Genomic DNA, 13,265 nt, shown 5'->3' with positions numbered 1-13,265 from the left:
CTAGGCTTTATTGCGTGGGGAAGCCGCGGCGCTTGAACAGCGCCTTCACGTCCGGATCGCGGCCGCGGAACGCCTTGTACGCCTCCTTGCGGTCGGTCTCGTTGCCCGTCGCCAGCAGGATGGTGCGAAACTTGTCGGCGGTCGCCTTGTCCCAGACATTGCCGGTCTCCTCGAACGCGGCCCAAGTGTCGGCGTCCATCGTCTCCGACCAGAGATAGCTGTAATAGCCCGCCGAATAGGCATCGGACGAGAAGAGGTGATTGAACTGCGGCAAGCGATGCCGCATCACGATCTCCTTGGGCATTTGCAGCTCGGCCAGCGTCTCGCGCTCGAACGCGTCGGGATCGGCCACCGGCGTCTCGCGGTCGTGCAGCTTCATGTCGACGATCGCCGAGGAGAGATATTCCACCGTGTCGAAGCCCTGGTTGAAGGTCTGCGCCTTCTGGATCTTCGCGACCAGCGCCGCCGGGATCACCTCGCCGGTCTTGTAGTGCTTGGCGAAGCGGTTGAGCACGTCGGGGGTTAGCAGCCAGTTCTCGTTCACCTGGCTCGGATATTCAACGAAGTCGCGCGGCGTTCCGGCGAGGCCGGGATAATAGACCTGGCCGAGCAGCGCGTGCAGCGCATGGCCGAACTCGTGAAACAGCGTCGAGGCGTCGTCGATGCTGATCAGCGTCGGCTCGCCGCCACCGCCCTTGGTGAAATTGTTGTTGTTCGAGCCGAGCACGATCTTGTCGCCGCGCAGCCCCGAACGGCCGCGATACGCGGTTGCCCACGCGCCCGAGCGCTTTCCGGCGCGCGCGAAATTATCCAGATAGAAGACACCGACCGTCTTGCCCTCGCGCGTCACCTCGAAGGTGCGGACGTCGGGATGGAAGACCGGGACGCTGCCGGTATTCTCCTTGAACTGCAGGTCATAGAGGCGGCCCGCGGCGTAGAACATGGCGTTCACCATGTTGTTGAGCTCGAGATAGGGCTTCACCTCGCTCTCATCGAGGTCGTACTTCGCCTTGCGGACCTTTTCCGCATAATAGCGATAGTCCCAGCCCGCGATCGTGATCTTGGGACCCTTGCCCGCTGCGGCCTCGGCATCGGCGAGCTTCTGCATGTCCGCGACTTCCTCGAGCACGCGGGCGCGCGCCGCCGGCCACACCGACATCATCAGCTTGGTCGCGTTGGCGGGAGTCTCCGCCATCGTGTCGTCCATCCGGTATTCGGCGTGGTTCCTGAAGCCGAGGATCTTCGCGCGCTCCTGGCGCAGCCTGAGGATCGCGGCGATCGTCGCGTTGGTGTCGTTGGCGTCGCCATTGTCGCCGCGGTTGATGTACGCGTTGTAGACCTTCTCGCGCAGGTCGCGGCGCGTCGAGTACATCAGGAACGGCTGCATCGACGAGCGCGTGTTCTTGACCGCCCATTTGCCCGCCTGGCCGCGCGCCTTGGCTTCCTCGGCAAGGCTCGCCTTGAAGCTGTCGGGGAGGCCGGCGAGATCGGTCTCGCTCGCCAGGATGATCGCAGTCTCCTCGTCGGCCAGCACGCGCTTGCTGAACTCGGTGTAGAGCTTGGCGAGCTCGCCGTTGATGCGCTTGACCTCGGCCTTCTGCGCCTCGTTCAGCAGCGCGCCCGACGTCACGTAATCGCGATACTCGCGCTCGAGCAGGCGCAGCTGCTGCGCGTTGAGGCCGAGCGATTGGCGCTTGTCGTAGAGCGTCTTCACCCGCGCGAACATCTTGGGGTCGAGGCTCAGCTCGGTGAAGAAGGCCGAGAGCTTGGGGCTCCATTCGGCGGCGATCTTCTGCACCTCGGGCGTGGCGAGGTTGCTGGTGTAGACGCCCCATACCGGGAAGACCCGGCTGAAGGCGCCGCTGGTGCGCTCGCTCGCCTCGATCGTGTTGGCGAAGGTCGGGGCCTCGGGATTGTCGCGAATCTTGACGAACTCGGCGCGCGCTTCGGCCATCGCCTTCTCGAATGCCGCCGGGAACATCGCGGGGGTGAGCTTGTCCCATTGGGGCACGCCGTCGAACGGTCCCGGCCATTTGTCGAGCATCGGTGCGGGATCGGAAGCGGCGACGGCGGGGGCCGGTGCATCTTGCGACATGGACTTGGCCTGTGCGGTGGTGGCGAACAACGCGGTGGTGGCGAGCAGGATCGCGCCGGTGACGGGCTTCATCAAATTCCCCCGATTAGGTGTGATAGGTGAATGATACGCAGTCCTCCGCGCCATTGGCAAGCGGTTGACTCTGCGTACCAATAGAACAAAATAGGAACGATTAGCCCCGAGTCGGAGTTTGCAGGCAGGAAACATGGCCGATCCCGCCATCATCAGGCAATTGCGCGAGACGTTGAGCGCAATCGAGGGAAGTGGCTTTCGCCGCCGCCCGGTGCTGCCGTTCGGCCTCGGCCGGCTCGATGCGCGGCTGGCCGACGGTGGCCTGCGGCTCGATGCGCTGCACGAGGTGGCGGCGGCGACCCCCGACATGGCCGACGATGCCGCCGCGACCCTGTTCACCGCGGGAATTGCGGCGCGCGCCTGGGGGCCGGTGCTGTGGGTGGTGCGGCGGCGCGACCTGTTCGCGCCCGGGCTCTACCAGTCGGGCCTCGCGCCCAAGCGCGTGCTCTATGCCGAAGCGGCGGACGATGACGAGCTGCTCGCGATCATGGAAGAGGGCCTCAGGCATCGCGGCCTCGGTGCGGTGGTGGGCGAGGCGCGGCGCGTCGGCATGCCGGCGACGCGGCGGCTCCAGCTCGCGGCGGAGGGCGGGCGCACCATCGCGCTGCTGATGAAGCGCCATCCGCGCCAGGCGGGCGACCCGCTCGGAGCGCCCTCGGCGGCGGTGACGCGCTGGCGCGTGGCCTGCGCGCCCTCGACCCCACTGCCCGTGGAAGGCGTCGGCCGCGCGCGCTGGCAGATCGGTCTCGCACGGCAAAAGGGGGGCGATCCTTTCGAAATTCAAGTGGAGGCATGCGATGAAACGGGTCGCTGCGCTCTACCTGCCCCTCTGGCCGATCGAGCGGTTGCGGCAGGCGGAGCGGCGCGCCGGCGCGCGGCCTGAGCCGGCGTACGACGTTCTTCCCCCACCCGGCCCGCCGCTGCGCAAGCCGGCCCAACATGAGGGCCATTGGCGCCCCGGCGCGCGCTGGGCGCGCGAAGATCTGTCCGCGCCCGGCCCCGCCTCGCGTCCCGGCGTTGCCGCAGGTGAGGCCGCGTCGCTCGTCACCTCGATCCGCAACGGCAGCCGAATCGAGATCGCGGCAGCCTGCCCCGCCGCGCAGGCATTGGGGCTGCGGCCCGGCATGGCGGTTACTCAGGCGCGCGCGCAGGTGCGCGGGCTCGACATCCGCCCGGCCGATCCCGAGGGCGATCTCGATTCGCTTCACCGCCTCGCCATCCTCGCGGCGCGGCGCTGGTCGCCGGTCGTCGCGCTGTCGGGCAGCGACGGGCTGTTCCTCGACTTGACCGGCACGGCGCATCTGTTCGGCGGCGAGGAACGTCTGGCGCGCCATGTCGTCCGCCTGCTCGCACGCACCGGTTTCACCGCGCAGGTCGCGGTCGCCGACACGCCCGGCGCCGCCTGGGTGCTGGCGCGACATGCGCGCGAACGAGTGACGATCTGCCCGACCGGAAAACAGGCCGAAGCCCTTGCCGGCTTTCCTCCGGCGGCACTGCGCATCGACGAGACGGCGGTCGAATTGCTCAAGCGTCTCGGCATCGAACGGATCGACCAGCTTGCGGCAATGCCGCGCGGTCCGCTGGTCCGCCGCTTCGGCGGAGCGACGGTGCTGCGCATCGACCAGGCGCTGGGACATATCTCCGAACCGCTTGACCCGGTGATCCCGCCCGAGGCGATCGTCGCCCGCCAGCGCTTCGCCGAGCCGATCGCGACGGCCGAGGCGATCGAACATTGGTTGGGCCAGCTCGTTCCCGGTCTCACCGCGGCGCTCGAGGGCGAGGGGCTGGGCGTTCAGGCGCTCGAATGCATCGCCGACCGGGTGGATGGCGTGCCGCAGCGCATCCGCATCGGCCTCGCCCGGCCGAGCCGCGACCCGGCGCATCTGCTGCGCCTGCTCAAGCGCCGGATCGAGGATGTCGAGCCGGGCTACGGTATCGACGCCATCGCCCTCCATGTCCGCCGCGCCGCGCCGCTCGGGCCCGAGCCGGTGGTCGAGCGGCTCGACGAGGAAGCGGCGCCCGACATCGCCACGCTGGTCGATACACTGGCCACGCGCATCGGCCTCAGGCGGATGTGGCGGATGCGCGCCGTCGAGAGCGACGTGCCCGAACGCGCGGCGGCGCGGACGGCGGTGCTCGACCCGCCCGAACGCGGCGGCGCGCGGCCGAAGATCGACGATGTCGGCCAGCTCGACCGCAACCCGGCGTTGCATCCCTGGCATCCCGAATGGCCCAAGCCCGCACGGCTGCTGCGCCGCCCCGAGCGGCTCGACCATGTCATCGCCGAGCTGCCCGACCACGCCCCGCGCCGCTTCACCTGGCGCGGCCAGCCGCATCGCGTGGTGCGCGCCGACGGGCCTGAGCGCATCCATGGCGAATGGTGGAAGCGTACGGCCGAAGCCGAGCAGGTGCGCGACTATTTCCGTGTCGAGGACGATGCTGGCCGCCGCTACTGGCTGTTCCGCCGCGGCGACGGCGAGCAAAGCGCCACGGGCGACCTCAGCTGGTATCTCCACGGGGTGTTCGGATGAGTTACGCCGAGCTCCAGGTGACAACGCATTTCTCGTTCCTGCGCGGCGCCTCCTCGCCCGAGGCGCTGTTCCGCCAGGCGGCGCTGCTTGGCCTGCCCGCGCTAGGCATCGTCGACCGCAATTCGGTAGGCGGCGTGGTGCGCTCGCTGGTCGCCGCCGAGCAGCTCTCCAAGGCGGGCATCGCTATCCGCATGATCGCGGGATGCCGGCTCGACCTTACCGACGGCAGTTCGGTGCTGGTGTGGCCCGAGGATCGGCCGGCCTGGTCGCGTCTCACGCGCCTGCTCACGCTCGGCAAGTCGCGCGCCGACGCGCAGAGGGCCGAGAAGGGCAAATGCTTCCTCCACTGGGAGGATCTCGCACAGGCCGCCGGGGGACTGGTCGGCGCGCTGGTGCCTGGCATGGCCGATCCGGGCGATCCGCTCGCGCTACGCTGGATGGCGGATGCGTTCGGCGACCGCGGCCATGTCTGCCTGACCCAGCATCGCCGCCCGGGCGAGGCGCTGCGGCTATATCAGCTCGACATGGCTGCCCGGCGCTTTGGGCTCACCCCGCTCGCGACCGGCGATGTGCTCTACGCGACCCCCGGCGAGCGGATGTTGCAGGACGTGGTCACCGCGATCCGCGAGAAATGCACGATCGACGAGCTCGGTTTCCGCCGCGAGCGCAGCGCCGACCGGCACTTGAAGTCGCCTGAGGACATGGCACGGCGCTTTCGCGACCATCCCGAGGCGCTGCGCGCCTCGCTCGCCATCGCCGAACGCTGCACCTTCTCGTTGCGCCAGCTCAGGCACCAATATCCCGAAGAGAATCTCTTCCATGGCAAGACCGCGCAGGAAGCGCTGAGCACGCTCGCCTGGGGCGGGCTCAAGCAGAAATTCGCCGGCAAGCCCCCCCAGGCGCATTGCGACCTGCTGATCCACGAGCTCGGGCTGGTCGAGCAGATGGGCTATGCGCCCTATTTCCTCACCGTCAATTCGATCGTCCAGTTTGCCTTGAGCCAGCAGATCCTGTGCCAAGGGCGCGGCAGCGCGGCCAATTCGGTGATCTGCTTCGCGCTCGGCATCACGTCGATCGATCCGATCGAACATCAGCTCTTGTTCGAGCGCTTCATCTCGACCGAGCGCAAGGAACCGCCCGACATCGACGTCGATTTCGAGCATGAGCGGCGCGAGGAAGTGATCCAGTGGATCTACGAGACCTATGGCCATGACCACGCTGCGCTGACCGCGGTGGTCAGCCGTTTCCGCTCGCGCGGCGCGCTGCGCGAGGTCGGCAAGGCGCTGGGCCTGCCCGAGGACCTCACCGCCGCATTGTCGAGCCAGGTCTGGGGCTCGTCGAACGATGTCGACGACAAGCACGCCGACGCGCTCAACCTCGACCGCGGCGACCCGCGCCTCGCATTGACGCTGGAGCTGGCGCGCCAGCTGGTCGGCACCCCGCGCCATTTGTCGCAGCACCCCGGCGGCTTCGTGCTCACGCGCGACAAGCTCCACGACCTGATCCCGGTCGAGCCGGCAGCGATGGTCGACCGCCGCGTGGTCGAATGGGAGAAGCTCGACATCGAGGAGCTCGGCTTCATGAAGGTCGATATCCTCGGCCTCGGCATGTTGGGCTGCATGCGCCGCGCCTTCGACCTCCTCGCGGATCACAAGGGAATACAGCTCACGCTGGCTTCGCCTGCAATGCAGAAGGACGACGAGCTGACCTTCGAGATGATCCGGAAAGCCGACACGCTCGGCGTGTTCCAGATCGAGAGCCGCGCGCAGATGTCGATGCTGCCGCGGATGAAGCCGGTCAATTTCTACGACATCGCGATCCAGGTCGCGATCGTCCGGCCCGGACCGATCCAGGGCAACATGGTACATCCCTATCTCAAACGGCGGCAAAATCCCGATCTGGTCGATTATCCCTCGCCTGCTCTGAAAGACGTGTTGCTCAAAACGTTGGGCGTGCCCTTGTTCCAGGAACAGGCGATGCAAGTCGCGATCGTCGGGGCCGGCTTCACGCCGAGCGAGGCGGACCGGTTGCGCCGAGCGATGGCGACGTTCAAGTCGAGCGGCGACATCGGCGAGTTTCGCCCCAAGCTGATCGAGGGCATGCGCGCGCGCAATATCAACCAGGAGTTCGCGGAACGGCTGGTGGCGCAGATCGAAGGATTCAGCAATTACGGCTTTCCCGAGAGCCACGCCGCGAGCTTCGCCAAGATCGCCTACGCCTCATCCTGGATGAAATGCCATCATCCCGACGTGTTCTGCTGTGCGCTGCTCAACGCGCAGCCGATGGGCTTTTATGCCCCCGCCCAGCTGATCCGCGACGCGCGGACGCACGGCGTGGAAGCGCGCCCGGTGTGCATCAACGACAGCGATTGGGATACGCGCATGGTGCCCGAGCGGCCGAATGCGCGACCGCGGCACGAAGGGTTCTGCGGGACCGATGCGGATTGGACGCGGCTCCAGCCGATCCGGCTGGGCATGCGGATCGTGCAGGGGCTGTCGAAGGAGGATGGCGAGGACATCATCAAGGCCCGTGCCGCCGGCGGCCCCTTCGCCTCGATCGAGGAGGTGTGGCGCCGCTCGGGCGTGAAGCCCGCCGCGCTCGAACGGCTGGCGCGGGCGGACGCCTTCCAGTCGCTCGGCCTCAACCGCCGCCAGGCCTTGTGGGCGATCAAGGGCCTGGCCAACAAGCCGCTCGACCTGTTCGCCACCGCCGACATGCGCGAGGGTAAGATTCAGCCCGAAAGCGTCGAGACACCGGTGGCACTCGTGCCGCTCACCCAAGGGCGCGAGGTGGTCGAGGATTATCGCGCGACGCAATTGTCGCTCCGCGCACACCCGGTGGCGTTCCTGCGCGACCGCCTCGCGGCGCGGCGGATCGTGCGGTGCGGCGACCTGATCAACATGAAGGACGGCCAGCGCGTCGAGGTCGCCGGGCTGATCCTCGTACGCCAGCGGCCGGGCAGCGCCAAGGGCGTGGTATTCGTGACGCTGGAAGACGAGACCGGCATCGCCAACACAGTGCTCTGGGCCGACCGGTTCGAGGCCAATCGCCGCACCGTGATGGCCGCGACGATGCTCGCGGTGCGCGGTCGAGTGCAGCGCGAGGGCATCGTGATCCATGTCGTCGCCGAACAACTCATCGACTTGACCGACTGGCTGCGCGAGGTGGGGGATCTCGACGTGCCGCGCCTCACCATACCGGGCGACGGCGCGACGCATGGCGGCACGATCGACCCGCGCGACCGGCTGCTGCCGCGCCAGCGTCCCGCCGACAGCTGGCCGCCGCGCCGCAGCCTCAAGGCGCCGGACCTGATCCCGGTGCGGTCGCGGGATTTCCACTGAAATGGGCGGGCAGGCGATCCGGCAGTGGCGCAGGCCGCTCTATCTGATGATCAAGCCGCGATCGCTCGAACGCACCGCGATGATCCGCCTGTGCGCGGCGCTGGGCATCGAGATCAGCTACGCGCCCGAGCGCTGGCACAGTACCTTGCTGCCGATCGGTGAGAGCACGCGGCAGGCAATCGAGGCGGTCCATGAGGCGTTGCGGATGTTCGACGCGGAGCCCTTTCCCGTCGCCTTCGACCATATCGAGGGCGACACGCTCAAGCCGCGCAAGGGGCAGCGGTCGCCCGGCGCCTTCCAGCGCGCCCTGGCCGCACGCCTCGCACGCTGCGGCATCGCGTTGCCGGCCTATGCGTTCAGCCTGCACCTCAACCTCGCTTATGGCGGGACATCGGTCCGCCGTGCCGCAATCCCGCTGATCGAATGGCGAGTCGACGAAATCCTGCTGATCGAAAGCGGCAGCGGCCGGCACATCGATCATGGCTGCTGGTCGCTGAGCGCCCGGCAAGGCGCATTCGCGTTCTGATTGCCCTGAAGAATCCGTTGCCTACGAGTAGCGGGTGCTCAGAAACCCAGCCCCAGCTGCGCCACGTTTCCGGTGACGATACCGGCCTTCACTTCAACGCCCTCGATCTCGAGCATGCGCGCCTTGGACAATGCACCGCCGGGAGCCGAGAAGCCGCCGATCCCTCCGTTTGCGGCCGTCACGCGATGGCAGGGGATGATCAGCGGCACCGGGTTGGCCGCCATCGCCTGGCCGACATCGCGCGCGAATTCCGGCCCCGCTTCGAGCAGCTTGGCGATCGCACCATAGGTCGCCGTCTCACCCCAGCCGAGCTTGCGCACGGCAGCATAGACGCGTTCGAAAAAGGGCGACTGCTCGCCGAGATCGACGGGCACGCCGGCAAAGTCGACGCGTTCGCCAGCGAAGTAACGCCGCGCATCGCCGATCACGGCCTGCACGGGCGGCGGCGGCACAGCCGCCTGCGGACCCGGCAAACGTCGAAGCAACGACCGCTCCACCTCCTGCGCCGTACCTGCGGGCAGCCGAAAGCTATGAACGCCCTTCGCGTTCCAGCCAATCGCGGAAAAGCCCGCTACTGTCTCGAACAGGTGATAGCCGTTCTCGCCAATCATGATGTTGAGATCGGAACGCCACGGAACATTCGCAACTATCCCACGACGGTCTGCTCGATCACCCCGAAGATCGGGTGATGCCGGTCGTCCTCCGCCCAAATGCGCACCGTGTCGCCGGCCTTCAGGAAGGGCGTCACCGGCTTGCCGCCATTGATCGTCTCGACCGTGCGGACCTCGGCGAGGCAGGAATAGCCGACGCCGCCCTGCGCGATCGGCTTGCCGGGACCGCCGCCGGCATCACGGTTCGAGACGGTACCCGATCCGATAATCGTGCCCGCCCCCAGCGCGCGCGTCTTGGCGGCATGCGCGACGAGCGTGCCGAAGTCGAAAGTCATGTCCTCCCCCGCCTCGGCGCGGCCGAAGGGCTGGCCATTCAGATCGACCATCAGCTTGCGGTGGAGCTTGCCGTCGCGCCACCAGTCGCCGAGCGCATCGGGCGTGACGAACACCGGCGAGAAGGCGCTCGCCGGCTTGGACTGGAAGAAGCCGAAACCCTTGGCGAGCTCGCCCGGGATCAGGTTGCGCAGCGACACGTCGTTGGTGAGACCGACCAGCCGGATCGCGGCCAGCGCCTCCTCGCGGCTCACGCCGAGCGGCACGTCGCCGGTCACCACCACCACTTCGGCCTCGAGGTCGCAGCCCCATTCCTCGTCGGCCAGCGGGATCGGATCACGGGGGCCGAGGAAACCGTCGCTGCCGCCCTGGTACATCAGCGGATCGTGCCAGAAGCTCTCGGGCATCTCCGCCCCGCGCGCCTGCCGCACCAGCGCGACATGATTCACATAGGCTGACCCGTCGGCCCATTGATACGCCCGCGGCAGCGGCGCCGCCGCCTCGCGTTCGTGGAAGCGCTCGCGCGGGATCACCTCGTGATCGAGATCGGTGGCGAGGTTGCGCAGATCGGGCTCGAGCCGGTCCCAGTCGTCGAGCGCAGCCTGCAACGTCGGCGCGATATGCCCGGCATCGGCATACCAGGCGAGATCGGTGGAGACGACGACCAGCTTGCCATCACGGCCTTGCTTAAGGCTTGCCAGTTTCATTCGTTACTCCTTCTCCTGTCCCTTACCCTTAACGCAGCCTCCCAACCGCGCAACGCCCTTGACGTGAAGCTGCGTGAAGGCCATTGGCGCCCCGCATTTCCGAAAACCCCGGTCGCCGAGTCCTGTCGAAGGGCGGCCTTGGGTCTGCCTGGCAGGCGGAGACGTGTATCCATGGCAAATGTCGCAGTGATCGGCGCCCAATGGGGCGATGAGGGCAAGGGCAAGATCGTCGACTGGCTCGCCAGCCGCGCCGATCTGGTGGTCCGCTTCCAGGGCGGGCACAATGCCGGCCACACGCTGGTGGTGGGCGAGAAGGTCTACAAGCTCTCGCTGCTCCCCTCGGGCCTGGTGCGCGGCACGCTCTCGGCGATCGGCAACGGCGTGGTGTTCGATCCCTGGCATTTCCGCGACGAGGTCGCCCGCCTGCGCGAGCAGGGCGTAGAGATCACGCCCGAGACGCTTCAGGTCGCCGAGACCGCCCCGCTGATCCTGCCCTTCCACCGCGATCTCGACGCGCTGCGCGAGGACGCGTCGGGCGCGGGCAAGATCGGCACCACGCGCCGCGGCATCGGCCCGGCCTATGAGGACAAGGTCGGCCGCCGCGCGATCCGCGTGTGCGACCTCGCCCATCTCGACGATCTCGATGCGCAGCTCGACCGGCTCTGCGCGCATCACGACGCGCTGCGCGCCGGCTTCGGCGAGCCGCCGATCGATCGCGCCAAGCTGCTCGAGGAACTGCGCGAGATCGCGCCCGCCGTGCTGCCCTATGCCGCGCCGGTGTGGCTGACGCTCAAGCACGCCAAGGAAGCCGGCAAGCGCATCTTGTTCGAGGGCGCGCAGGGCGTGCTGCTCGACGTCGATCATGGGACCTATCCGTTCGTCACCTCGTCCAACACGGTCAGCGGCTCGGCCGCGTCCGGCTCGGGCCTCGGCCCTGGATCGGTTGGATTCGTGCTGGGGATCGTCAAGGCCTACACCACGCGCGTCGGTTCGGGGCCCTTCCCGAGCGAGCAGGACAATGAGATCGGTGAGCTGCTCGGCACGCGCGGGCGCGAGTTCGGCGTTGTCACCGGACGCAAGCGCCGCTGCGGCTGGTTCGACGCGGTACTGGTCCGCCAGTCGGTCGCGGTGAGCGGCGTCACCGGCGTCGCGCTGACCAAGCTCGATATCCTGGATGGGATGGAGAATCTGCGGATCTGCATCGGCTACAAGGTCGGCGACCGGCACTACGACTATCTCCCGCCCAGCCCGCAGGACCAGGCGCACGCCGAGGCGGTCTATGAGGAATTCGAAGGCTGGAGCGAATCGACCGCGGGCGCGCGCAGCTGGGCGCAGCTGCCGGCGCAGGCGATCAAATATATTCGCCGGATCGAGGAGCTGATCGGCTGCCCGGTGGCGCTGGTCTCGACCAGCCCCGAGCGCGAGGACACGATCCTCGTTCGCGACCCGTTCGCGGACTAATCGGAAACTTCCCCGGCCCGCTCGCGGACTGAACAAAGTCGTCGTCTTGGACGCAACCGGATCGCTGCGCCCAAGACGACGAAAGCTCGTCAATAAGCAGTCGAGTTCGGCTCGGGCGCCGTCTCGGTGCCGTTGCTGGTCGGATCGCTGCTCGGCGCGACGTCGGTGGTGTTCGACGTCGTCTCGGGCGCGGTGGTCTCCGGTGCCGGCACGCCCTCGTTGGTGAAGTTGTTCTGCAGCGGCGGTTCGCTCTGGCCCGGCGCGATATGCGCGATCGCGGCAGTCGAACCGCAGAGAAGAAGAAGGCTAAGCAGCGTCTTATGGCGCATGGGATACTCCTGGTTACGTGGCACAGGAGAAACGCGGCGGCGCGCGGAGGGTCCCGAATCCGTTCCTCGCCTCATCGCCCCGACGCGCCATTTCGTCCCCGGAACGCATGCAACGCGGGACGAGATGATCGAACTACATAAGAAAATCAGCCGATCTGAGCGCGGTGGAGCAGTTTCTGGTCGGCCAGAACCAGCGCCATCATCGCCTCGACCACCGGGACGCCGCGGATGCCGACGCACGGATCGTGGCGGCCCTTGGTGCGGATCTCGGTCGCCTCGCCTTCCCGCGTGATCGTCTCGACCGGGGTCAGGATCGAGCTGGTCGGCTTGAACGCGACGCGCACGCGCACCGGCTGGCCGGTCGCAATCCCGCCGGCGATGCCGCCGGCGTGGTTGGCGAGGAACACGGGCGCACCGTCATTGCCCGGCCGCATCGGATCGGCATTGGCCTCGCCGGTCAGCGTCGCCGCGGCAAAGCCGTCGCCGATCTCGACGCCCTTGACCGCATTGATGCTCATCATCGCCGCGGCGAGCTCGCTGTCGAGCTTGGCGTAGAGCGGCGCCCCCCAGCCCGCGGGCACGCCAGTCGCCTCGCAAGCGATCACCGCGCCGAGCGACGAGCCCGCCTTGCGCGCGTCGTCAACCAGCGTTTGCCAGCGCGCCGCGGCGCCGGCGTCGGGGCAGAAGAAGGGATTGTTGCCGATCTCGGCCGCGTCGAACTTCGCATAGTCGATCGCATTGCCGCCGATCGCCTCGACCCAGGCGAGGATCGAGACCTCGGGGATCACCTGGCGCGCTACCGCGCCGGCCGCGACGCGCATCGCGGTCTCGCGCGCCGAGGAGCGCCCGCCGCCGCGATAGTCGCGAAAGCCGTATTTCGCGTCATAGGCATAGTCGGCATGGCCAGGGCGATAGGCCTGCGCGACCTCCGAATAGTCCTTGGAGCGCTGGTCGACATTCTCGATCATCAGGCTGATCGGTGTGCCGGTCGTCTTGCCTTCGAACACGCCGGAGAGGATGCGGACCTGGTCGGGTTCCTGTCGCTGGGTGGTGAAACGCGACTGGCCGGGACGGCGCTTGTCGAGGAAAGGCTGGATATCGGCTTCGGCGAGCCCCAGCCCCGGCGGGCAGCCATCCACCACCGCACCGATCGCGGGGCCATGGCTCTCCCCCCAGGTGGTGAAGCGGAACACGCGGCCGAAGGTGTTGAAGCTCATGGCGCCATCTCCTCGCCTATGTCGCTGCGATTTGAAAGCAAG

The 13,265-nt window shown here is 67.8% G+C and carries 10 protein-coding genes; 5 read left to right on the top strand and 5 right to left on the bottom strand.

Annotation, left to right across the window (positions count from 1 at the left end):
- Positions 1-7: 7 nt before the first annotated feature.
- The gene (locus tag ACO227_RS07735; RefSeq protein ID WP_423606628.1) at positions 8-2,167 is read right to left on the bottom strand and encodes a M3 family metallopeptidase; all 2,160 of its coding nucleotides are present in this window, start codon (positions 2,165-2,167) and stop codon (positions 8-10) included.
- 133 nt (positions 2,168-2,300) lie between these two features.
- Between ACO227_RS07735 and ACO227_RS07730 the strand changes: the two genes are divergently transcribed.
- Genes ACO227_RS07730 through ACO227_RS07715 form a run of 4 tightly spaced genes read left to right on the top strand, consistent with a single transcriptional unit; the run spans position 2,301 to position 8,565 of the window.
- Positions 2,301-3,050: an ImuA family protein gene (locus ACO227_RS07730; protein ID WP_423606626.1), complete on the top strand. Its 750-nt coding sequence runs from the start codon at positions 2,301-2,303 to the stop codon at positions 3,048-3,050.
- Entirely contained in the window at positions 2,965-4,698 is a 1,734-nt protein-coding gene (locus ACO227_RS07725; RefSeq protein ID WP_423606624.1) for a Y-family DNA polymerase, read from the top strand. The genes ACO227_RS07730 and ACO227_RS07725 overlap by 86 nt, the downstream gene beginning before the upstream one ends.
- Entirely contained in the window at positions 4,695-8,039 is a 3,345-nt protein-coding gene (locus ACO227_RS07720; RefSeq protein ID WP_423606622.1) for an error-prone DNA polymerase, read from the top strand. Before ACO227_RS07725 ends, ACO227_RS07720 begins: the two co-directional genes overlap by 4 nt.
- 46 nt (positions 8,040-8,085) lie before the next feature.
- On the top strand, positions 8,086-8,565 hold the full coding sequence (locus ACO227_RS07715) for a 2'-5' RNA ligase family protein (RefSeq protein WP_423606620.1): 480 nt from the start codon (positions 8,086-8,088) through the stop codon (positions 8,563-8,565).
- A gap of 38 nt (positions 8,566-8,603) precedes the next feature.
- On the opposite strand, the gene ACO227_RS07710 is transcribed toward ACO227_RS07715, so the two are convergent.
- Both ACO227_RS07710 and ACO227_RS07705 read right to left on the bottom strand, forming a co-directional pair.
- Positions 8,604-9,176: a methylated-DNA--[protein]-cysteine S-methyltransferase gene (locus ACO227_RS07710; protein ID WP_423606618.1), complete on the bottom strand. Its 573-nt coding sequence runs from the start codon at positions 9,174-9,176 to the stop codon at positions 8,604-8,606.
- Positions 9,177-9,211: 35 nt separating this feature from the next.
- Entirely contained in the window at positions 9,212-10,216 is a 1,005-nt protein-coding gene (locus ACO227_RS07705; protein ID WP_423606616.1) for a fumarylacetoacetate hydrolase family protein, read from the bottom strand.
- Positions 10,217-10,387: 171 nt separating this feature from the next.
- Here ACO227_RS07705 and ACO227_RS07700 point away from each other — a divergent pair, with 171 nt between their 5' ends.
- Positions 10,388-11,677: an adenylosuccinate synthase gene (locus ACO227_RS07700; RefSeq protein ID WP_423606614.1), complete on the top strand. Its 1,290-nt coding sequence runs from the start codon at positions 10,388-10,390 to the stop codon at positions 11,675-11,677.
- A gap of 89 nt (positions 11,678-11,766) precedes the next feature.
- Here ACO227_RS07700 and ACO227_RS07695 read toward each other — a convergent pair whose 3' ends face one another.
- Positions 11,767-12,006, bottom strand: a complete 240-nt coding sequence (locus tag ACO227_RS07695) for a hypothetical protein (RefSeq protein ID WP_423606612.1) — start codon at positions 12,004-12,006, stop codon at positions 11,767-11,769.
- Between the two features lie 146 nt (positions 12,007-12,152).
- On the bottom strand, positions 12,153-13,223 hold the full coding sequence (gene aroC, locus ACO227_RS07690) for a chorismate synthase (RefSeq protein ID WP_423606610.1): 1,071 nt from the start codon (positions 13,221-13,223) through the stop codon (positions 12,153-12,155).
- Between the last annotated feature and the right edge of the window lie 42 nt (positions 13,224-13,265).

It is taken from the genome of Sphingomonas sp. MS122 (assembly GCF_049532975.1).
Lineage (GTDB): Bacteria > Pseudomonadota > Alphaproteobacteria > Sphingomonadales > Sphingomonadaceae > Sphingomonas.
Note: the sequence above shows the minus strand (reverse complement) of the source record. Positions and strands in the feature narration are given on the sequence as shown.